Here is a 19264-nt window from a genome sequence, read left to right as displayed (position 1 = left end):
TGTGCTGCTGTGTTGATGGGTGGTGCTTCCTGCCGGACCGGTGACGGTGGCGGCCAGTGCGCCTGTGCGTCTGATCCGGTGTGCCGGCAGGTGTTCTTCTGGGTGGCCCTGGCGGGCGTGGTCTGTCGTGTACCGACTCCGGGTCGGTGGCGGCCGTGTTCCGTAAGCGGAGCCCGGCCGGTCGGCGGTCGCATCGGCCACCGCTTGTTCTACTCGTCGATTCTGCGCCAGAAGTGGCGGCCCTGGCTTCGGGGTTCACCCCCGGCCGCCACCCCAGCATCGGCGTACCGCGATTCCGGGGGCGCCCCCGGGGGCGCCGTCGGAGGTGCGGGCAGGTGTCAGGTGCCGGCCGGTGTGATGTCGGTCAGGCCCCAGTAGGCGCGCATTTCCGTGATGAGCCCGGACGCACCGATCTGGAACGTGGAGATGACGTTGACGTCGAGTCGGCCGCCGCCCGTGGGGTCCTGCGGGTTGTTGATGGTCGCCTTGAGGGGAATGGCCACGCTCTGGCCGTCCTGGGCGCCGGTGGGTGTTCCCGGTACGTCGTGGGTGTCGAACTCGTGGACGACGCGCTGGAAGTAGGCGCGGATGGCCTCTTCTCCGGTGACGGGCGGAGCGCCGACCGGGTCGACGACGATGGCTTCGGCGTCGAAGAGCTTCACGATTCCGTCGATGTCCTTGTCGTTGACGCGCTCGTAGTAGTCAAGGACGACTGCCTTGCGCTGGGATTCGTCGATCACGGTCGCCTCCAGGCCTGTCGGTTGCCGGCGTGTTCACGAGCTGACGCTCGCGCGGCCACCGTCGCCGATTCTTCCGGTGGCCGCGCTGCGATTCTCGTGTGCCGGTCAAGGCGTCAGGTCGGGGTTCACCCCCAGCCATGCCCCAGCGTTTGGACCCCGGGTCGGGGGCGGTGTCACCGGTGGCGTCTTCAGTTCTGGGTCAGTGCGTCCCGGAGTTCGACACGGGAGGCGACTCCGAGTTTCCGGTAGACCTGACTGAGATGCCATTCGACCGTCTTGACGGTGACGAAGAGCATGTGGGCGATCTCCTGGTTCCTCTTGCCCTCGGCGGCGAGCAGACAGACCCGGTGCTCCCTGGGGGTGAGTCCCGAGATGCCGGTACGGGCGGATTCCCGTACCCGGACGCCCATGACGGCCAGCTCCTGGCGGGCCTGCTTGCCGAGGGCCGTCGCGCCCATGCCGTCGGCGAGGTCGCTGGCGGCGCGCAGCCGGCGGCGGGCTTCGGAGGGCTGGCCGGCGATGCGCAGGGCGGTGCCGTACTGGATCAGGGCGCCGCACTCGTCGACGGTGAAGGGTGTACCGGCCAGCAGTTCCACGGCCTGTTCCAGGTCTTCCAGGGGCATGGGGCCGCGCGTCGCGCGGGCGCGGGCGCGCAGCACGAGTGCGATCTCGCGGTCGCTGCCGAACGCGCGGGCCGCGCTGAGCTGTTCCTCGGCGAGGGCGTGTGCCTCCTCGAGTCGGCCGAGGTCGCACAGTGCGTGCATCGCGTACACCACTGGTGAGAGGGCCGGGCATTTGGCGCCCCACTCGTTGAGCAGTTCGTGCGTGCGCAGCAGATCGCGGGTGCCGGCCTCCACCTCGCCCTGTGCGATGCGGAGTTGGCCTCGGGCGACCATGAAGGGCAGGTAGGTGGAGAACTGGGGGATGTGTGTGGGCATTCCGTACCGCTCGTACGCCTCGGCCGCGGCGCCGACCTGGTTGCGCAGGAGGAGCACACCGACGAGGGCGAGCGCGGCGAACGGGCGGCCCAGGGCCGGTACGGATTCCCCGTCGGCGCCCTTGAGCGCGCTCAGGGCGTCCACTTCGGCCTCGCCCAGTGCTCCGCGGCGCAGATGCACCATGGCGCGCAGCGCCCGGATGTCCTCGGCGGCGAGGCGGAGGTGTTTGGCCTCCGCCTCCTGGAGCGCCTCGTCGAGGATGCTCACGGCCTGGGAGAGCCGGCCGCAGCAGAAGAGGCAGAAGGCGACGATCCAGGACGCCTGTGCTCCTCCGTCGGGTCCGGCCACGAGGGTGCCGGGCAGCAGGGCGTCCTCGCTGAGCCGGGCCAGCTTCTCGACGGATTCGCCGTTGAGGAGGGCGGCCTGTGCCTGCTGGGCGCGGATCAGGGTGGTGGAGGTGTCGTTGCCGTCGGCGCAGGCGAGGGCGGCGAGATCCTGTTCGGCGGCCGGTTTGGTGGCAGGTGACAGGCTCGCCAGTTTGATGAGTTCGGAGCGCAGGCGCAGGGCGAGTTCGGGATCGTGGGGCTCGACGTCGGCGTGCACGCTGCGGAGCACTTCGAGGGCGTCCCCGAAGCGCATGGCCATGCTGAGCGCGCCGCTGAGGCTGAACGCGATGGTGGCGCGGGTGATCGGGTCCTGGGTCACCTCCAGGGCCTGGGTGAGATGGTCGACGGCCTGGGGGTCGCGGGCCCGGTGCTCGGCCTCGCCGAGCCGGATGAGCAGGTCGGGGAGCATCTCGTCGGGGACCTTCTCCTGCATGGCGCGGCGCAGGACGGACACCGCGACGTGCGCGTTGCCGTTGGCGAGGGCCTTCTCCCCGGCGGCGACGAGGATGTCGACCGCGCGCCGGTCCTCACTGGGCGGGGCGTGCAGGAGGTGTTCGGCGACGTGTTCCGCCGGTGCGCCGTCCCGGTCGAGGGCCTTGGCGGCGCTGGAGTGGGCCCGGTAGCGGAAGGTGCTGGGCAGGTGTTCGTAGACGGCGTTGCGCACGATGGGGTGCCGGAACCGCAGGGGTGTGCCCTGTGCGAGGACACCGATGTCCATGAGGGCGCTGGCCGCGTCGGTGACCTCGTCCTGGTGGAGGTCAGTGGCGGAGGCCAGTTGGGCGAAGTCGCCGCTGGAGCCCAGGACGGCGAGGCTGCGTGCGAGGACGTGGGCGTTGTCCCGGTAGCGCGGTGGGACGAGGCCCACCCAGCGGGGCAGGGCGCGGGCCAGGGTGCGTGGGGCGGCGCGGGCCGCGGTGGCGACGTCGGGTGTCTCGTCGCCGTGGTGCTGCGTCTCCGTGAGGAGCTCGCTGAGGAAGAACGGGTTTCCGCCGGTGATCTCGTGATAGGTGCGCACGACGTCGGGGTCGGGATGGCGGCCCGACGCCGCGGTGAGCAGGTCGCGTACGCCGTCGCGGCTCAGTTCGTCGAGGCAGATGGTGGGGAGGCTGGGTGAGGTGATGACATGGGCGGTTTCGGGGTCGCTGCCGTGGTGCACCGGTGCGGTGGCCGCGACGCACAGGATCGGGTGGTGTTCGAGGCGGCTCTCCACGTAGTGCAGAAACCGCAGTGACTGTTCGTCGGCCCAGTGCAGGTCGTCCAGCAGGACGAGCAGGGGCCGTCGTTGGGAGAGATTGACCAGCATCCAGAACAGGCCCCGGAGCAGGGTCTGTTCCTGTGCGGGATCGGTTTCGCCGAGGACTCCGCCGTCCGCGTAGTCGAAGAGTGGTGCAGCCATGGCAGCGGGTCCCGCCACAAGTGCGTTGCGCTCTTCGGGAGTTGCGGATGCCAAGAGGTACTCGAAGAGCTGTCGGACCATGCCGTAGGGGAACCCGGACTCGGATTCGTTCCCGCGCGCGTGCAGAACTCCGAAGCCCTCGGCGGCCGGCAGCGAACGAACCGTTCTTAACAGGGATGTCTTACCGGTCCCGAACCGGCCTTCTATAAGAATCAGGCCGCCGCTGCTCTTCTGACATTCCCGACATGCGTCATCGAGAGCTTGTATGTGGTGTTGTCGCTCCATCAATGGTGTGGAGTCCGGCCGTACTAATCCCCCGTGGTACACCAACAGAAACCCCCATGAACTGTGACATAATCGGCATGGCTGCCCAGGTCGGAGCAACCCCGGTTGCCTCTTCCGCACCTTGAGACTCAACTCCCCCGGGTTCCGGGGGAGGAGGACATGACTACGAGCGGGGTCGGTGACGGCCCCGGACTGCTGCGAGGGGTGCGACAAAGGCCGGCGAAACGCCGTTCACGGCCGGTCGGCGGCATGGCGCGTTCGCCCAGAGTTCCATGAACATCAGCGGTTCCCCCAACCGTCTGGCCCTCAGCAAAACAATCTGTCTGCTCTTTAGCGGCAGGCACTCGGACTACCCGACTGACAATCCGTCAATGGCGTGCCAAGCCGCGGATGTCGGATGGGAGAACAGCCATCACCGCAAGACTTGACCATCATAAGGACTGAATATGACACACACTTTACGAGCGAATTGATTGAGCCGACTTTACTCCTGTCAGTCCGCATGGCAGGTCGCCGGCCACGGCCGGGGCGGGCCGCACCAACAGCGACAACACTGATCCAGCCAGAGCGCGGGGATCCGGCCCAAGTTGACAAGGACGGCTGAAAACATACGAATCAAAAGTTTGACGCTTCAAACACGGAACCGATCAAGGCGCCCGAACGTCACCCGAATTGAGCTTGACGACACCCGGGTGCCTCCCTCCGGAACATGACGCTCCGCAGCCCCGTCCACCACGGCGAACGCCACCGAAACGGTTCCGACCACCACCCTCGCTCCCCTCCGCCGTCACCGCGCATCGCGCGTCGACGGCACGACGAGAACGCGCTCGCCGCCGGGGCGCGACCGGCTCCGCGTGACAGAGACGGCTTCAACGTCGACCCAGCGGTGGCGAATTCGCGCCGACCGGCCGACACGCGGACTTGCGAGACCGCCGACACGGCTGCGAGGGCCCCCAGGCAGGCACCGCCCCTCCAGCAAAACCGCTGAACTCTTGACCCCAATGGTCCATACCAATACGTTTCCACCCATGCGAAGAACCCTGGGAAGACTGACCGTTGCCACCTGCTCCCTGTCCCTGATCGCCGTCCTCGCGCCGGCCGCCGGGGCGGCCGGCGCCACCGAGTCGGGCACCACCACCGCCAAGCACGGCAAGCGCGTGGGCTACTTCACGCAGTGGGGCGTGTACGGCCGCGACTACCAGGTCAAGGACCTGGACACGAGCGGTCAGGCCGCCAAGCTGACGCACATCAACTACGCCTTCGGCAACGTGAACGCCGCGGGCGAGTGCTTCACCGGCAACGTGCCGGGCGAGGCCGACGCGTGGGCCGACTACGCGCGCCCCCTCGACGCCGAGAACTCCGTGGACGGTGTGGCGGACACCGACACGCAGGCCCTCGCCGGCAACTTCAACCAGCTGCGCGAGCTGAAGGCGAAGCACCCCGGCCTCAAGGTGCTGATCTCGCTGGGCGGTTGGAGCTGGTCCACCCACTTCTCCGACGCCGCCCTGACGGCCGAGTCGCGCAAGAAGTTCGTGGCGTCCTGCATCGACCTGTACATCAAGGGCAACCTGCCGGTCGACGGCGCCCGCGGCGGCGAGGGCTCGGCCGCCGGGCTGTTCGACGGCGTGGACCTGGACTGGGAGTGGCCCGGCTCGCCGGGTGACACGGACACGGTCTACCGGCCCGAGGACAAGAAGAACTTCACCGCGCTGGTGCACGAGTTCCGCACCCAGCTCGACGCGTACGCGAAGAGCCAGGCGCCGCGCGGCAAGAAGGCCAAGCACTACGACCTGACGGCGTTCGTGCCGGCCGCGCCGGGTGCGATCGACGCCGGGTTCGACATCCCGCGGATCATGCGGGACTTCGACTTCGTGAACCTCCAGGGCTACGACTACCACGTGTCGGGCCAGGCCACGACGGCCCAGCAGTCGGCCCTGTTCGCGCCGGGCGACTTCAGCGTGGACCAGACGGTCCGGGACTGGGTGCGCCGGGGCGCCCAGCCGCGCAAGCTCGTAGTCGGCATGCCGTTCTACGGGCAGGGCTGGACCGGGGTGAGCGGTGGTGGCGACGGTCTCGACCAGCCCGCCACGGCCCCGGCGAAGGGCACGTACGCGGACGGTTACGAGGACTACAAGGTCCTCAAGGGCCTGGCCGCGTCGGGCACTTACACCGTGCACCGGGACCGCTGGAACGGCAGCGCCTGGATCTTCGACGGCACCACACTCTGGACGTACGACGACCCACAGGTCCTGAAGACCAAGTCGGCGTACATCCGCAAGCTGGGCCTCGGCGGCGCGATGTTCTGGTCACTGGACGGCGACACGGCCAACGGCGAGCTGACGGCGGCGGTGGACAAGGGCCTCAACGGCCGCCGCTGATCATCCGCAGAACGACCGGGCCCGGCACACACGATGTGTGCCGGGCCCGTGTCGCTGCTGCCACCCGCCGGGCGGGGACGTTTCCCGGCGAGCGCCCACGACGCCGAACACTCAGGCCTTCCGGCCCCGGTGCGGCGCGATCGGCCCGTGCGGGCCACGGTGCGGGCGGTCAGGCCTTGCGCGCCACTCCGCCGAACATGGCCACCTCGTCCGCCTCGGCGTCCTTGTCGTTCTCGGGACGCCAGCGGTTGCAGGAGACCACACCCGGCTCCAGCAGCTCCATGCCGTCGAAGAACTCGGTGACGGCCTCCGGAGTGCGCTGGGTCAGCTTCGGAGTGCCGTGCTCGTTCCAGAACGCGACCGCGGCGTCCACGTCCGGCATGTCCGGGCGCGTGATCGTGTGCGACAGGACGAGATGGCTCCCGGCGGGCAGCGCGTCCACGAGGCGGCGCACGATGCCGTACGCCTCCTTGTCCTCCTCGATGAAGATGACGACACCGAGGAGTATGAGCGCCACGGGCTGCGTGAAGTCCAGGGTCTTCGCCGCCTCCTCCAGGATCGCGTCGACGTTGCGCAGGTCCTCGTCGAGGTAGGCCGTGCGGCCTTCCGGCGTGCTGGAGAGCAGGGCGCGGGCGTGCACCAGCACCAGCGGGTCGTTGTCGACGTAGACGATCCGGGACTCCGGAGCCACTCGCTGCGCGACCTCGTGCGTGTTGTCGGCCGTGGGCAGCCCGGTGCCGATGTCGAGGAACTGGCGGATGCCCAGGTCACCCGCTAGGTGCTGTACGGCGCGGCCGAGGAACTGCCGGTCGGCGAGGGCGTAGTCGCCGATCCCGGGGTGCAGCGTGCGGATCTGGTCGCCGGCCGCCTGGTCGACCGCGTAGTTGTCCTTGCCACCGAGCCAGTAGTTCCAGATCCGGGCCGTGTGCGGCTGATCTGTCTTGATTCTGCTGCGCAGTTCACTCGACATGGCGGGGCTCTCGCTCACGGGGGTGTCCTCCAGATCAGGCCGGTGGGCGCGGTCAAGAGGCAACTTAGCGCCAGGTGTCCAGAACGGCGAATTCCTGTGCGGGAGCAGGCGAACACGGCGTTCGCGACAGGGCGGGCGAGCCGGGGTGGCGTTCATTAAAACGAACAGACAGTTCACCAATCCGGAATCGTTCGTTATAGTGAACGTATGGTTTACTCAGTTTCGGCCACCCGGACAGCGCACCCTGCCCGGACACCCACGTATGCGGCCTCGGTGATCCGGCCGAGGAGCCTCTGATGACACCCCCGCCCCCGCCCCCGCCCCCGCCGCCCGCGCCCCCGCCCTCCGGTCGGCAGCCCGTGAGCAGTACCGCGGCCGCCGTCGGCGCCAAGATCCGCCTGCGCCGGCAGCAACGCGGCATGAGCGCCGCGGAGATGGCCCGGCGCGCAGGTCTGAGCAAGGCCACGCTGTCCCAACTGGAGGCCGGCAACGGCAATCCGACCATCGACACCCTCGACGCGATCGCGATCACCCTGCGGATCCCGATCGCCGACCTGCTGGCCCGGGACGCCGACACCGGACCGGTCTTCCGGCCCGCCACACCCGCCGAACCGGGCGAGGTCGCAAGAGAGTTGCTACGGCGCATCAGCAGCGGCAACAGCCTGGAGATCTGGCGGCTGCGCATCCCGGCCGAGACGGAGCTGGCCGGTGTCCCGCACGCCACCGGCACGATCGAGCACCTCCTGATCGCCACCGGGTACGTCACCGCCGGCCCCGTCGACGCCCCGCACGACCTGGGCCCCGGCGACATGCTCGCCTTCGCCGGCGACGCCCCGCACTTCTACCGCACCGGCGCCGAGGAAGTGGACATCACGGTCGTCTTCGCCTCGCCGATCAGCAGCTAGGCCCAGCGCCCCGCCCGGCCCCGCCCTACCCCGCTCGGGAAGCCCCTCGGACGGGAAACCTCCCCCCAGACCTAGGAACACCCACATGAACCCGGCCCCCGCCCCAGCCCCAGCCCCAGCCCCAGCCCCAGCCCCAGCCGTAATCCCCTCCCACCGCGCCTTCATCAGCGACAACATGGCCGGGGCATCGCCGCGGATAGCCCAGGCAGTCGCCGACGCGGCGACCGGCCAGGTCCTGCCCTACGGCAACGACCCCTACACGGACAGTGCCCGCCGCAGGCTCTGCGAGATCTTCGAGCGGGACGTCGACGTCTTCCCCGTCTCCACCGGGTCCGCCGCCAACGGCCTGAGCCTCGCCGCTCTCACACCGCCCTGGGGCAGCGTCCTCTCCCACCCCGACAGCCACATCAACCACGACGAATGCGGCGCTCCCGAGTTCTTCACCAGCGGCGCCAAGCTCGTCGGCGTCCCCGGCCCGGACAGCAGGATCGACCCCGAGGCGCTCCGGGAGGCGGTGCGGCGGCGGGCCGGTGACGTGCACAGCGTGCAGCCGTCCGTGGTGAGCATCAGCCAGGCCACCGAGAGCGGCAGTGTCTACACCCTGGAGGAGATCCGCCGGCTGTCCGCCATCGCCAAGGACGCCGGGCTGCGCGTCCACATGGACGGCGCCCGCTTCGCCAACGCCCTGGACCACCTCGGCGCCACTCCGGCCGAGATGACCTGGCGGGCCGGCGTCGACATCCTGTCGTTCGGCGCCACCAAGAACGGCGCGATGACCGCCGACGCCATCGTCTCCTTCGACCCGGCACTCGCCGGCGAACTCGCCTTCCGCGCGAAGCGCGCCGGTCAGCTCACCTCCAAGATGCGCTTCCAGACCGCCCAGCTCGACGCCTATCTCACCGACGACCTGTGGCTGCACAACGCCCGCCGGGCCAACGCGATGGCCGGCCGGCTCGGCGACGGCCTCAAGGCCATCCCGGGCACCGGCCTGCTCGCCACGCCCCAGGCGAACATCCTCTTCTGCCGGCTCCCCCAGCACGTCACCGAAGGCCTCCTCGCCGAGGGCTACGCCTTCTACCACGACCGCTGGGAACCCGGGATCGTCCGCTTCGTCACCGCCTTCTCCCACACCCCGGAGGACATCGACCAGCTCATCGAGTCGGTCCGCCGCCACGCCCGCTGACGGGAAGCGCGCAGGAAACCCCCCAGGACCGTGCCGAAGGTCAAGCCCCCCGCGGTTGCAGACAGCGGGCGAGGAGGTCGTCCGGGCCCGCCATGCCGGTGATCCGGCCGGTGCCGTCGTCGACGACCGCCGACGAGGCCCGGTTGCGGCGCAGCACCTCGATCGCGTCGGCGACGGTGGTGGCCGCCGACACCTCGGGCACCGGACGCGCAAGGTCACGGGCGCTCGCGCGGTGACAGCGCAGGCGACCAACGCGTCGCGGGCGTGCAGGAAGCCGATGACGGCGTCGGCGTCGGCGTCCGATCGAGTTCGTGCGAGATCGCCGGTCCGCGGAGACGTACGCGCTGTGTGGAGTCCGTCGGTCTGGCGGACAAGGGCGTGCTCCACGGGTCGACGTGCGGGGACGGGACCGAGGGTGGCGTCACGGCGCGTCCGGCGGCCGTACGCCACGGCCGGTGCTCAGGCGGTCGCGGGTGCCGGGCCCACCAGCTCGGACAGGACGTCCTCCATGGTCACGAAGCCGAGGACCGCGCCGCTCGCGCCGGTGACGGCGGCCAGGTGGCTGCCGTCCACGCGCAGGGCGGTGAGCGTGTCGTCCAGCGGGGTGTCGATGCGGACCCGGGTGACCGGGTGCAGAGTGTCGCCCGGGAAGGGCCGGTCACGGTCCGTGATCCCGAGGGTGTCCTTGATGTGCAGGTAGCCCAGGAGGGTGTCGTTCGGGCCGGTGACCGGGAAGCGGGAGTAGCCCGCGTCGGCGGCCGTCCGTTCGAGTTCGGCCGGGGTGACGGTGTGGGCCACGGTGCGCATCTGCTGTGCGGGGACGAGGATCTCGCCGACCGGGCGGGTGCCCAGTTCCAGGGCGTCGCGCAGCCGTTCGCCGTCGGCGGGCGAGAGCAGTCCGGCCGCGCTGGAGTCGACGACCATCCGGGCCAGCTGGTCGTCGGTGAAAACGGACTCCACCTCGTCCTTCGGTTCCACCCGGAGCAGCTTCAGCAGCATGTTCGCGAAGGCGTTGATGCCGAACACGAACGGGCGCAGCGCGCGGGTGAGGGCGGCCAGCGGTGGGCCGAGCAGCAGGGCCGTACCGACGGGAGCGGCGAGCGCGATGTTCTTCGGGACCATCTCGCCGATCAGCATGTGCAGGTAGGTCGCCACGGTGAGCGCGATGACGAACGCGACCGGGTGGATGAGGCCGTGCGGGATGTGGGCCGCCTCGAAGCCGGGTTCCAGCAGGTGCGCGATGGCGGGTTCGGCGACGGCGCCCAGCACCAGGGAAGAGACGGTGATGCCCAGTTGGGCGGTGGCCATCATCGCGGAGAGGTGTTCCAGGGCCCACATCGTCATCCGGGCCCGCTTGTTGCCCTCCTTGGCGCGCGGCTCGATCTGGCTGCGGCGTACGGAGATGAGGGCGAACTCGGCGCCGACGAAGAAGGCGTTGGTGAGCAGGGTCAGGGCGCCGACGGCGAGTTGCAGGACGGTCATCGGGACTCCCCCGCCGGGGCCGGCACGCGGGCCGGTCCGGTGATGCGGACGCGGTCGGCGCGGTGGTGCTCGACGTCGAGGATGTCCAGCCGCCAGCCGTTGTCCAGGTCCAGTCCGTCGCCCTTGACGGGGATACGGGCGAGGCGGGTGGCGACCAGGCCGGCCACGGTCTCGTACGGGCCGTCCGGTGCCGTCAGCCCGATCGCGGCGAGCTGGTCGATACGGACGGAGCCGTCCGCCTCCCACGCCGCGCGGCCGTCCGCCGTTGCGGGTGCGGACTCCAGGTCGGGCACCTCGACGGGGTCGTGCTCGTCGCGGACCTCGCCGACGACCTCCTCGACGATGTCCTCCATCGTGGCGACGCCCGCCGTGCCGCCGTACTCGTCGATGATCACGGCCATGGTGCGGGTGGCGCGCAGCCGCTCCAGGAGCCGGTCGGCGGTGAGGGTGTCGGGGACCAGCAGGGGCTCGGTGGCCAGGGCGGTGACCGGGGTGACGGCGCGCCGCTCCGGCGCCAGGGCGAGTACGTCGCGGATGTGGACGGTGCCGGTGACCTCGTCGAGGCTGTCGCGGTAGACGGGGAAGCGGGACAGGCCGGTGGCATGGGTGAGGTTCGCGGCGTCCGCGGCCGTGGCGTGTGCTTCGAGCGCGATGACGTCGACGCGCGGTGTCATGACGTTCTCGGCGGTCAGCTCACTCAGGTGCAGGGTGCGCACGAACAGCTCGGCGGAGTCCGCTTCCAGCGCGCCTTCGGCGGCGGAGTGCTCGGCGAGCGCGACCAGTTCCTCGGGGCTGCGGGCGGAGGCCAGCTCCTCGGCGGGCTCCAGGCCGAAGCGGCGTACGAACCGGTTGGCTGTGTTGTTCAGGTGGCGGATGAACGGGCCGAAGGCCGCGGTGAAGCCGCGCTGAGGGCCGGCCACCACCTTGGCGACGGCCAGCGGGCGGGAGATCGCCCAGTTCTTGGGCACCAGCTCGCCGACCACCATCAGCACTACGGTCGACAAGGCCACGCCCAGCACGGTGGCGACGGAGGAGGCCGCGCCGCCGAGGCCCATGGCCTTCAGCGGTCCGCGCAGCAGCGCCGCGAGCGACGGTTCGGCGAGCATGCCGATCACCAGGGAGGTGACGGTGATGCCAAGCTGGGCGCCGGACAGCTGGACGGTCAGCCGGCGTACGGCGTGCAGCGCGCCCTGCGCGCCGCGCTCGCCGGCCGCCGCGGCCCGCTCCAGGTCACCGCGCTCGACGGTGGTCAGGGAGAACTCGGCGGCGACGAACAGGGCGCAGGCCAGTGTGAGCAGCAGGGCCACGAGGAGCAGCAGGATCTCGGTCACCGCGCCACCCCCGGTCCCCGGCGTCTGTGTCCTGGACCGGGCTCGGCACGGCCCGTACTGGGAGGCTCACCCATTGCGGGACTCTGGCTCCTTTTTGGTACGTCGGGTGGATGGTCACCACTCTATGCTTCTACTCGCTTGTAGAGAACGTGCGGGCCCTTGCGGATGTTCCGCACGTGACGGACGTACACAGACGCTCGTAAAGGAGTGGACGCCGCGATGGTGTTCAAACGGCTGCTCGGTTCGCTCGGTGTGGGCGGGCCCACGGTGGACACGGTTCTCGACCCGGGGTCGGTCCGGCCGGGCGGGGAGCTGTCGGGGGAGGTCCGCCTCAGGGGCGGGGACGCCGACTTCGACATCGAGCACATCACGCTGGAGCTGGTGGCCAGGGTCGAGGCCGAGTTCGACGGCGGGGAGAGCGAGGGGGTCGTCGTCTTCGACCGGTTCGTGGTCGGCGGCGGCTTCGGGCTCGCGGCGGGCGAGGAGCGCGGGGTGCCGTTCCGAATCGTCCTGCCCTGGGAGACACCGGTCAGCGAGCTGTACGGCCAGCCCCTGGGCATTGTGCTCGGGGTGCGCACCGAGCTGGCGGTGGCCGGCGCGAAGGACAAGGGTGATCTCGACCGGCTGACCGTGGGACCGCTGCCCGTGCAGGAGGCGATCCTGGAGGCCCTGGGGCAGCTCGGGTTCGGGTTCCGGTCCGCCGACCTGGAGTACGGCCGTATCGGTGGCACGGGCCAGCAGCTGCCCTTCTTCCAGGAGATCGAGCTCACCCCGGCCCCGCGGTACGCGCACCAGGTCAACGAGATCGAGCTGACCTTCCTCGCCTCGCCGGCCGGCGTCGAGGTGGTCCTGGAGGCCGACAAGCGCGGCGGACTCTTCACCGAGGGCCATGACTCGGTCTCCCGGTTCACCGTCGGCCATCATGAATCGCGCGACTGGAACACCGAGGTCGACGGCTGGATGCGGCAACTGGTCGAGCGCCGCACGGCGTACGGCTCGCAGATGTCGTACGGGCATGAGGGCCACCACGGGCACGACGGGCACCACCGCTCGGGCGTGGGCACGGCTGTCGCGGCCGGCGCGGCGGGGCTCGCGGTCGGGGTCGTCGGAGGCATGGTCGCGGCCGAAGTGGTGGACGAGGTGGGCGACTTCTTCGAGGGCGACGAAGAGGAGGAGTAGCCGCCGCCGTCCTCAGGCTCTGCGGCTGCCGAGCGCGGTCGACGCCGCTCCGCGCCCGTCCGGGGTCAGAGCGGCGTCGCCGCGTGCAGGATGAGGGCCATCGTCACCGCGGCGTTGGCGGACGACAGCGCGGACACGGCCGTACCCGCGGCGGCCGTCCATGCGGCGACGCCCACGGCGGTGAACACCGATGGCCAACTGCGGGTGGCCGGAGCGGGCCCCAGCAGCGCGGCGACCCGGCGGGGCACCGGTCCCGGCGCGGCGAAGCCGGCCAGTGCGGGGACGGGCGTGCCCCGGGAGACGAGCGCCGCCCTGCCGATCGCCTGTGCCACCGTGCGGCGGTCACCGACGGCACGGGCCGCCTCCTCGTCCGCCCATCGCTCGGTCGTGTACGACACCGCCGTGCGCAGCGGGCGCAGGAAGGGGTTGGCGCGCGCCGCCAGCTGCACGGCGAGCAGGAACCTGTGGTGACGGGCCGCGAGATGGGCCCGCTCGTGGGCGAACAGCGCGCGCCGTTCGGCGGGTTGGAGGCCGGCGAGCAGGGCCGTGGTCACCACGATGCGATCCCGGGCGCCACCGGGCAGGGCGTACGCGTACGGCGCGTCGTCGGCGAGTACGGCGACCTCCGTGCCGGGCAGCCCGGCCAGGGCCCGGTGGGCGCGGCGGCGTACCCGCGTGTGCCGCCACAGTGTGCGGCCGCACACCACGGCCACGGCGATCAGCGCGGGGATGGCCGCCTTGCCGGCCACCTCGTCGTACGGGACGGCCTCGCGCACCTCCGGGTCCGACCAGCCGTCGGGCAGCGGGTTGCCGGGAAGCTGGGCGGTGCCGACCACCATGAGCAGTCCGAGACAGACGGTGCTGCACAGGGCCATCACGGCGGCCACGCAGGTCAGCAGGCGGGTCGCGACGCGCGGGTGCAGGCGGTGTTCGGCCAGCCGCGCGATCGGCCAGGCCGTGAGCGGCAGCACCAGCGGCAGGAAGACGAACACCCCCATGAGGCTTCAGCTTTCCCCTTCGGCCTTCGGCTGACGCAGCAGTTCGCGCAGGAGGCGCTCGTCGTCGGCGTCGAGTGCGGTCACGAAGCTGGCGAGGACCGCCTCGCGGTCCTGCTCTCCGTCCAGCACCTTGCGCATCTTCCGGGCGGCCAGACCCGCCTCGTCCGAGGCGGGCGTCCAGGCGAAGGACCGGCCGGTGCGCTCGCGGGTGACCGCTCCCTTGGCGAGCAGCCGGGTGAGGATGGTGATCACCGTGGTGTAGGCGAGGTCGCTGCCGAGCCTCTCCTGCACCCAGCCTGCCGTCGCCGGACCGTCGGCCTCGCGCAGGGCCGACAGGACCTGTAGCTCCAGCTCGCCCTGCCCCCGTCGCCGGGGGCGCCGGTGATCCGTCACGCCCTGTCTCCTCTCCGCCGCCGCGTATGCCACAAGGGGCCCATCGTACGGACATCCGGGCGCGCGAAAGGGACCGTCACCGTGCGGTGACGGTCCCTGGGGTTTCCGGGCCTGCTCCGGGGGTCAGCCGGACTTGCGGCGGAAGGTTCGCTGCTGGCCCCGGGGGCCGTTGAAGCCCCCGATCTTTCCGCGACCGCCCTGGTGGGCCTCACGGGACTTGCTGGCGGAGGCCTTGCGCTGCAAGGCCTCCTGGAACTTGCGCTTGGCCTCGGTGTCGTCGTTGGTCTCCGCGGTCTCGGCGACCTCCGGGGCATCCGTGGCCTCGGCGGCCTTCTCGTCCTTCGGTGCTGGTGTTTCCGTCATCGTCGGCTCCTTCCCTTTCGAATGTACGGTGCGGCGCGGCCCCCGGGTGGCGGCCACGCCAAGCGGGTCACAGCTGTGGTGCGGCTGCGCGCGGGGGAAAAGGACCGCCCTGAGAGGTCCGGCTCGCGGGCGTGCCCGCGTTGCCACCCGGAGGGTGGGCGTAGGTGACGGAGTCAGGGGCGCGTCGGCCGTCGCAGGACCCGGTGACGGCACGAGTGCTGAGCTGTGTGGGCATGGGGGTGCTCCGAGGCGATCGTGAGGAGAGCGGCACCGAGGGGCCGCAGGGTCCGATGAACGCCGTCGATGAGCATGACCACCACCGCTTCGTGACTGCGAGAACAGTTGCATGGGGACGTTGTCACGGTCGCGGTGGTGAAGGCAAGCGAGTTCTCGGGCACGGCGGCGCGGTCGGCGTCCGGTGGTGCCCGGAGCCACCACCTGCGACATCGCCGCCGGTAACAGAAACATCGGCGAAAGAGCTGCTTCCCACATCGACCGCCCTCGCCTTGACCCGTGCTCGGCGGCGCGGCTTGAATTCCCGGTGGCAGAGGTGATCGTCCGCGCCTGGGGCGATCGCACGGCGCGTGGCCATGGGCCCGGGCGCGCCCGGCCTCGCTCGACACCCGTCCGGCCGCTCGTTCCGGCTGCCCCGCGGCCGCGGCGAACGCCGGCCGCCGAACGCACGCATCCGCCTTCCCCGCAACGGAGTTCCCACCATGACTGTGTCCCATCGCAAGCAGGTCTGGTCGCGTCGCAAGGTCCTCGCCACGGCGGTCGGCGGCAGCGCGGCAGCCGGGGTCGCCGCCTTCGGCATCACCCGCGCCGCCACCGCGAGTTCGGCGACCAGTGTGGCCGGTGATGTCGTCGGCAAGGTCAGCGTGGGCTACCAGGGTTGGTTCGCCGCCGACGGTGACGGCTCCCCCATCGACGGCTGGTGGCACTGGAGCGAGGACAAGGCCCAGCCGCCGTCCCCGTCCAACACCACGATCGTGTCCTGGCCGGACACCCGCGAGTACACCCACACGTACCGTTCGGCGTACGCGAACCTCGGCAACGGCGGGACCGCCGACCTGTTCTCGTCCCACGACGACCAGACCGTGAACACGCACTTCCAGTGGATGCAGCAGAACGGCATCGACACCGTCGCGCTCCAGCGTTTCAACCCCACCGGCGACGAGGGCCCGGTCCGGGACGCGATGACCGCCAAGGTGCGCACGGCGGCGGAGGCGTACGGCCGGAAGTTCTACATCATGTACGACGTCACCAGCTGGACGAACATGCAGTCCGAGATCAAGACGGACTGGACCGAAAGGATGAAGGCGTACACCTCGTCCTCGGCGTACGCGATGCAGAACGGCAGGCCGGTCGTGTGCATCTGGGGCTTCGGCTTCAACGACAGCAAGCGGACCTGGGAGCCGGGCCCGTGTCTCGACGTCGTCAAGTGGTTCCAGGATCAGGGCTGTTACGTCATCGGCGGGGTGCCGACGTGGTGGCGTACAGGTGACCGGGACTCGCGCGCCGGGTTCATCGACGTCTACCACGCCTTCGACATGCTCTCGCCCTGGCTGGTGGGCCGGATCGGCTCCGTCGGTGACGCCGACCACTTCTACGACGTGGCGACCGTGCCCGACATGGAGGACTGCGCGGCGAACGGTATCGACTACCAGCCCTGTGTCCTGCCCGGCAGTCTCCATCTCGGGCAGCGGGCGCACGGCGACTTCATGTGGCGGCAGTTCTACAACATGGTCCGGGCCGGGGTGCAGGGCATCTATGTCTCGATGTTCGACGAGTACAACGAGGGCAACCAGATCGCGAAGACCGCCGAGACCCAGTCCTGGGTGCCCACCGACGCCGACATGCTCGCGCTGGACGAGGACGGCACCGCGTGCTCCTCGGACTACTATCTGCGCCTGACCGGCGACGGCGGAAGGATGCTCAAGGGGACGATCGCCCTCACGGCGACCCGGCCGACCCGGCCGCAGGTCTCCACCGCCGCCACGCCCGCCCCGTCGCCGACGACCACCGCGGCTGCCTCCACCGTGGCCTCGTACATAGGCAGGACGATCACTCTGCGCGCCAAGGCCAACGACAAGTACGTGACGGCGGAACGCGCCGGGGCGAAGGCGCTGATCGCCAACCGAACGGCCGTCGGCGGGTGGGAGAAGTTCGACGTGCTCGACGGCGGCGGAGGCACGATCGCGCTGCGGGCCCGCGTCAACGGCAAGTACGTCACCGCCGAGAACGCGGGGGCCGAGCCGCTGATCGCCAACCGTGCGGTGGTCGGCTCGTACGAGGTGTTCCAGCTGGTCGTGAACGCCGGCGGTACGGTCAGTCTGCTCGCCAAGGTCAACGGCAGGTACGTGACCGCGGAGAACGGCGGGAACGGTTCCCTCGTCGCCAACCGGTCACGCATCGGCAACTGGGAGCGGTTCACCGTCACCATTGTGTGAGTGTCCGTGTCGCGGCCCCGGACCGCGGCATCCGATTGTCCGTCCTGGTCCGTCTGAGCAATAATCTGCCCATGGATGAGGTGGACCGGGCAATTCTCGCTGTTCTCGACAGGGAGGGCCGGATCAGCAACGCCGACCTCGCCGCGCGAGTGGGTCTGTCGCCGTCACCGTGTCTGCGGCGGGTGCACCGGCTGGAGGAGGCCGGTGTGATCCGCGGCTACCGGGCGCTGATCGACCCTGCCGCCCTGGGCCGCAGCCTGCGGGTGTTCGCCGGCGTCCGGCTGCTCCGGCACACCCGCGCGGACGTCGTCGCCTTCGAGCGGGAGGTCACCAAGCTGGCGGAGGTGGTCCACACGCACCACATCACCGGCAACTTCGACTACCTGCTCCAGGTCGAGGTCGCCGATCTGCCGGCGTACGAGGACTTCCACGCCAACCGGCTGGCCGGCCTGCCCGGCGTGGCGACGGTCACGAGCTACGTCACGATGAAGACGCTTCCGGCCTAGCCGAGTTGACGTTCCGTCACTTCCCCGTCGGGGCGTGCGGGTGCCAGGTGCCGTCGAGCGGGATTCCGGCGGCGTCGGCGACCCGGTTGCGTGAGTCGAGCAGCCGCGTCCTCAGGGCCGGCAGGTCAACGTCCACCAGCACACCGTCGCGCTTCACCACGCGTCCGGCGACGAGAACGGTGTCCACCAGGCCCGGGTGACCCGCGCTGACGACGGTGGCTGCCGGGTCGGTGACCGGGAAGACGGTCAGGTCGTCGGCGCGCAGCAGGATCAGGTCGGCGTCCTTGCCGGGTGTGATGCTGCCGGTCCGGGCGTCCAGCCCACAGGACCGGGCGGCGTCGATGGTGGTGAACTCCAGCAGGTCCCGCGAGCGCAGTCCGCCGTCCAGCCCGCGCTGCACGGCGAAGGCCGTACGCAGCGTGGAGAACATGTCGCCGCCGGCGGACGGCACGTCGTCGACGGACAGCGTCGGGCGCAGCCCCGCAGCCAGTGCCCGGCCGGTCATGGGCCAGCCGAATCCCATCTTCAGTTCGACGTCGGGGCTGATCGACACCGAGCTTCCGGCGTCGGCGAGCATGCGCAGTTCCTCGTCGCTGACGCCGTTGGCGTGCACGAACGTGGTGGTGTCCCGCAGCAGGCCGTGTTCGCGCAGGTCGGCGACCGGGCGCTGGGTGCCGTCGGAGACGATGTGCAGGCTGGTGCGCACGCCGAGTTCGGCCGCCAGCTTCAGCTCCTCGGCGAGGATGTCCATGCCGGTGTCGTCCGCGCCGCGCAGCCCGAGTGCCATGGTGACCAGGCCGTCACCGGACAGCTCGGAGTGGACACGACGGAAGGCGGCGTCGACCGGGTCGGGGGTGCCCCAGCCCGCGCCGAGACAGAAGACCGACCGTCCGGGCGCGTCCCGCAGCGCCGCGACGGCGGCGTCCTCGTGCTCGGGGGTCTGCGCGACGTGGTACCAGTCCAGCATCGTGGTCACACCGGAGTGCAGGGCCTCCAGCCGCCCGAGCAGGGTGCCCACGTACACGTCCTCGGGCCGGTAGTGGGGTTTCACCGTGCCGTGCATGGCCGCCGCCCACTCGGGGAACGTCCAGTCGGCGCCGACGCCCCGGAAGGCGGTCTGCCAGGTGTGGCGGTGGTTGTCGACGAAGCCCGGCATGACGATCCGGTCGGTCGCGTCGATCACCTCGGCGTCCGGCGCGTCGATGTGCGCGGCCACCTCGACGATCACACCGTCCTGGATCAGTACGTCACCGCGTTCGAGGTCGCCGACCGCCGGGTCCATGCTGACCACGGTGCCGCCGGTGAGCAGGGTCTTCATCGGGTGGGCTCCTCCGTGAGCGGGTACGGGTCGGTGTTCTTCGTTCGGACGGTTCAGGTCGTG

Annotated in this window: 16 protein-coding genes; 6 read left to right on the top strand and 10 right to left on the bottom strand. The window is 70.5% G+C overall.

The window, feature by feature from the left end; genetic code table 11:
• Window positions 1-338: 338 nt before the first annotated feature.
• Window positions 339-740 carry a nuclear transport factor 2 family protein gene (locus ACIQAC_RS31490; protein ID WP_402196998.1) on the bottom strand — a complete coding sequence of 134 codons (402 nt, stop codon included), beginning with the start codon at window positions 738-740 and terminating at the stop codon, window positions 339-341.
• Between the two features lie 188 nt (window positions 741-928).
• Window positions 929-3745 (bottom strand): AAA family ATPase, encoded by a 2817-nt coding sequence (locus ACIQAC_RS31485; protein ID WP_402196997.1) that lies wholly within the window; start codon window positions 3743-3745, stop codon window positions 929-931.
• A gap of 1028 nt (window positions 3746-4773) precedes the next feature.
• Here ACIQAC_RS31485 and ACIQAC_RS31480 point away from each other — a divergent pair.
• Window positions 4774-6123, top strand: coding sequence for a glycoside hydrolase family 18 protein (locus ACIQAC_RS31480; RefSeq protein WP_402196995.1), 1350 nt, complete (start codon window positions 4774-4776; stop codon window positions 6121-6123).
• A 169-nt stretch (window positions 6124-6292) separates the two neighbouring features.
• On the opposite strand, the gene ACIQAC_RS31475 is transcribed toward ACIQAC_RS31480, so the two are convergent.
• The gene (locus ACIQAC_RS31475) at window positions 6293-7093 is read right to left on the bottom strand and encodes an SAM-dependent methyltransferase (protein WP_402197134.1); all 801 of its coding nucleotides are present in this window, start codon (window positions 7091-7093) and stop codon (window positions 6293-6295) included.
• Between the two features lie 359 nt (window positions 7094-7452).
• Between ACIQAC_RS31475 and ACIQAC_RS31470 the strand changes: the two genes are divergently transcribed.
• Complete coding sequence (locus tag ACIQAC_RS31470) at window positions 7453-7998, top strand: helix-turn-helix domain-containing protein (RefSeq protein WP_402196993.1); 546 nt, start codon at window positions 7453-7455, stop codon at window positions 7996-7998.
• An 85-nt stretch (window positions 7999-8083) separates the two neighbouring features.
• Window positions 8084-9181, top strand: coding sequence for a threonine aldolase family protein (locus ACIQAC_RS31465; protein WP_402196991.1), 1098 nt, complete (start codon window positions 8084-8086; stop codon window positions 9179-9181).
• A 40-nt stretch (window positions 9182-9221) separates the two neighbouring features.
• On the opposite strand, the gene ACIQAC_RS31460 is transcribed toward ACIQAC_RS31465, so the two are convergent.
• The 3 genes from ACIQAC_RS31460 to ACIQAC_RS31450 all read right to left on the bottom strand — a co-directional run bounded on the left by ACIQAC_RS31460 (window position 9222) and on the right by ACIQAC_RS31450 (window position 11994).
• Window positions 9222-9383 (bottom strand): CBS domain-containing protein, encoded by a 162-nt coding sequence (locus ACIQAC_RS31460; RefSeq protein WP_402196989.1) that lies wholly within the window; start codon window positions 9381-9383, stop codon window positions 9222-9224.
• A gap of 257 nt (window positions 9384-9640) precedes the next feature.
• Window positions 9641-10663, bottom strand: a complete 1023-nt coding sequence (locus ACIQAC_RS31455) for a hemolysin family protein (protein ID WP_402196987.1) — start codon at window positions 10661-10663, stop codon at window positions 9641-9643.
• Complete coding sequence (locus ACIQAC_RS31450) at window positions 10660-11994, bottom strand: hemolysin family protein (protein ID WP_402196985.1); 1335 nt, start codon at window positions 11992-11994, stop codon at window positions 10660-10662. Before ACIQAC_RS31450 ends, ACIQAC_RS31455 begins: the two co-directional genes overlap by 4 nt.
• A gap of 219 nt (window positions 11995-12213) precedes the next feature.
• Between ACIQAC_RS31450 and ACIQAC_RS31445 the strand changes: the two genes are divergently transcribed.
• Window positions 12214-13173, top strand: a complete 960-nt coding sequence (locus tag ACIQAC_RS31445) for a sporulation protein (protein ID WP_402196983.1) — start codon at window positions 12214-12216, stop codon at window positions 13171-13173.
• Window positions 13174-13238: 65 nt separating this feature from the next.
• Here ACIQAC_RS31445 and ACIQAC_RS31440 read toward each other — a convergent pair whose 3' ends face one another.
• From ACIQAC_RS31440 to ACIQAC_RS31430, 3 genes are all read right to left on the bottom strand, one after another.
• Window positions 13239-14171 (bottom strand): M56 family metallopeptidase, encoded by a 933-nt coding sequence (locus ACIQAC_RS31440; protein WP_402196981.1) that lies wholly within the window; start codon window positions 14169-14171, stop codon window positions 13239-13241.
• A 6-nt stretch (window positions 14172-14177) separates the two neighbouring features.
• Complete coding sequence (locus ACIQAC_RS31435; RefSeq protein WP_402196979.1) at window positions 14178-14564, bottom strand: BlaI/MecI/CopY family transcriptional regulator; 387 nt, start codon at window positions 14562-14564, stop codon at window positions 14178-14180.
• Between the two features lie 123 nt (window positions 14565-14687).
• Complete coding sequence (locus ACIQAC_RS31430) at window positions 14688-14927, bottom strand: DUF5302 domain-containing protein (protein ID WP_402196978.1); 240 nt, start codon at window positions 14925-14927, stop codon at window positions 14688-14690.
• Window positions 14928-15643: 716 nt separating this feature from the next.
• Between ACIQAC_RS31430 and ACIQAC_RS31425 the strand changes: the two genes are divergently transcribed.
• Both ACIQAC_RS31425 and ACIQAC_RS31420 read left to right on the top strand, forming a co-directional pair.
• On the top strand, window positions 15644-17377 hold the full coding sequence (locus ACIQAC_RS31425) for a xylosidase (protein WP_402196975.1): 1734 nt from the start codon (window positions 15644-15646) through the stop codon (window positions 17375-17377).
• 71 nt (window positions 17378-17448) lie between these two features.
• Window positions 17449-17883, top strand: a complete 435-nt coding sequence (locus ACIQAC_RS31420) for an Lrp/AsnC family transcriptional regulator (RefSeq protein ID WP_402196973.1) — start codon at window positions 17449-17451, stop codon at window positions 17881-17883.
• A 16-nt stretch (window positions 17884-17899) separates the two neighbouring features.
• Here ACIQAC_RS31420 and ACIQAC_RS31415 read toward each other — a convergent pair whose 3' ends face one another.
• Window positions 17900-19201 (bottom strand): amidohydrolase family protein, encoded by a 1302-nt coding sequence (locus tag ACIQAC_RS31415; RefSeq protein ID WP_402196972.1) that lies wholly within the window; start codon window positions 19199-19201, stop codon window positions 17900-17902.
• Window positions 19202-19264 lie beyond the last annotated feature (63 nt).

It is taken from the genome of Streptomyces sp. NPDC088387 (assembly GCF_044753385.1).
Taxonomy (GTDB): Bacteria; Actinomycetota; Actinomycetes; order Streptomycetales; family Streptomycetaceae; genus Streptomyces.
Note: the sequence above shows the minus strand (reverse complement) of the source record. Positions and strands in the feature narration are given on the sequence as shown.

Bases quoted from the DNA above. Each gene is read 5' to 3' on its own strand.
- ACIQAC_RS31430 (WP_402196978.1), bottom strand. From the start codon at position 14,927: ATGACGGAAACACCAGCACCGAAGGACGAGAAGGCCGCCGAGGCCACG.
- ACIQAC_RS31455 (WP_402196987.1), bottom strand. From the start codon at position 10,663: ATGACCGTCCTGCAACTCGCCGTCGGCGCCCTGACCCTGCTCACCAAC.
- ACIQAC_RS31415 (WP_402196972.1), bottom strand. From the start codon at position 19,201: ATGAAGACCCTGCTCACCGGCGGCACCGTGGTCAGCATGGACCCGGCG.
- ACIQAC_RS31485 (WP_402196997.1), bottom strand. From the start codon at position 3,745: ATGGAGCGACAACACCACATACAAGCTCTCGATGACGCATGTCGGGAA.
- ACIQAC_RS31440 (WP_402196981.1), bottom strand. From the start codon at position 14,171: ATGGGGGTGTTCGTCTTCCTGCCGCTGGTGCTGCCGCTCACGGCCTGG.
- ACIQAC_RS31420 (WP_402196973.1), top strand. From the start codon at position 17,449: ATGGATGAGGTGGACCGGGCAATTCTCGCTGTTCTCGACAGGGAGGGC.
- ACIQAC_RS31465 (WP_402196991.1), top strand. From the start codon at position 8,084: ATGAACCCGGCCCCCGCCCCAGCCCCAGCCCCAGCCCCAGCCCCAGCC.
- ACIQAC_RS31445 (WP_402196983.1), top strand. From the start codon at position 12,214: ATGGTGTTCAAACGGCTGCTCGGTTCGCTCGGTGTGGGCGGGCCCACG.
- ACIQAC_RS31480 (WP_402196995.1), top strand. From the start codon at position 4,774: ATGCGAAGAACCCTGGGAAGACTGACCGTTGCCACCTGCTCCCTGTCC.
- ACIQAC_RS31425 (WP_402196975.1), top strand. From the start codon at position 15,644: ATGACTGTGTCCCATCGCAAGCAGGTCTGGTCGCGTCGCAAGGTCCTC.
- ACIQAC_RS31475 (WP_402197134.1), bottom strand. From the start codon at position 7,093: ATGTCGAGTGAACTGCGCAGCAGAATCAAGACAGATCAGCCGCACACG.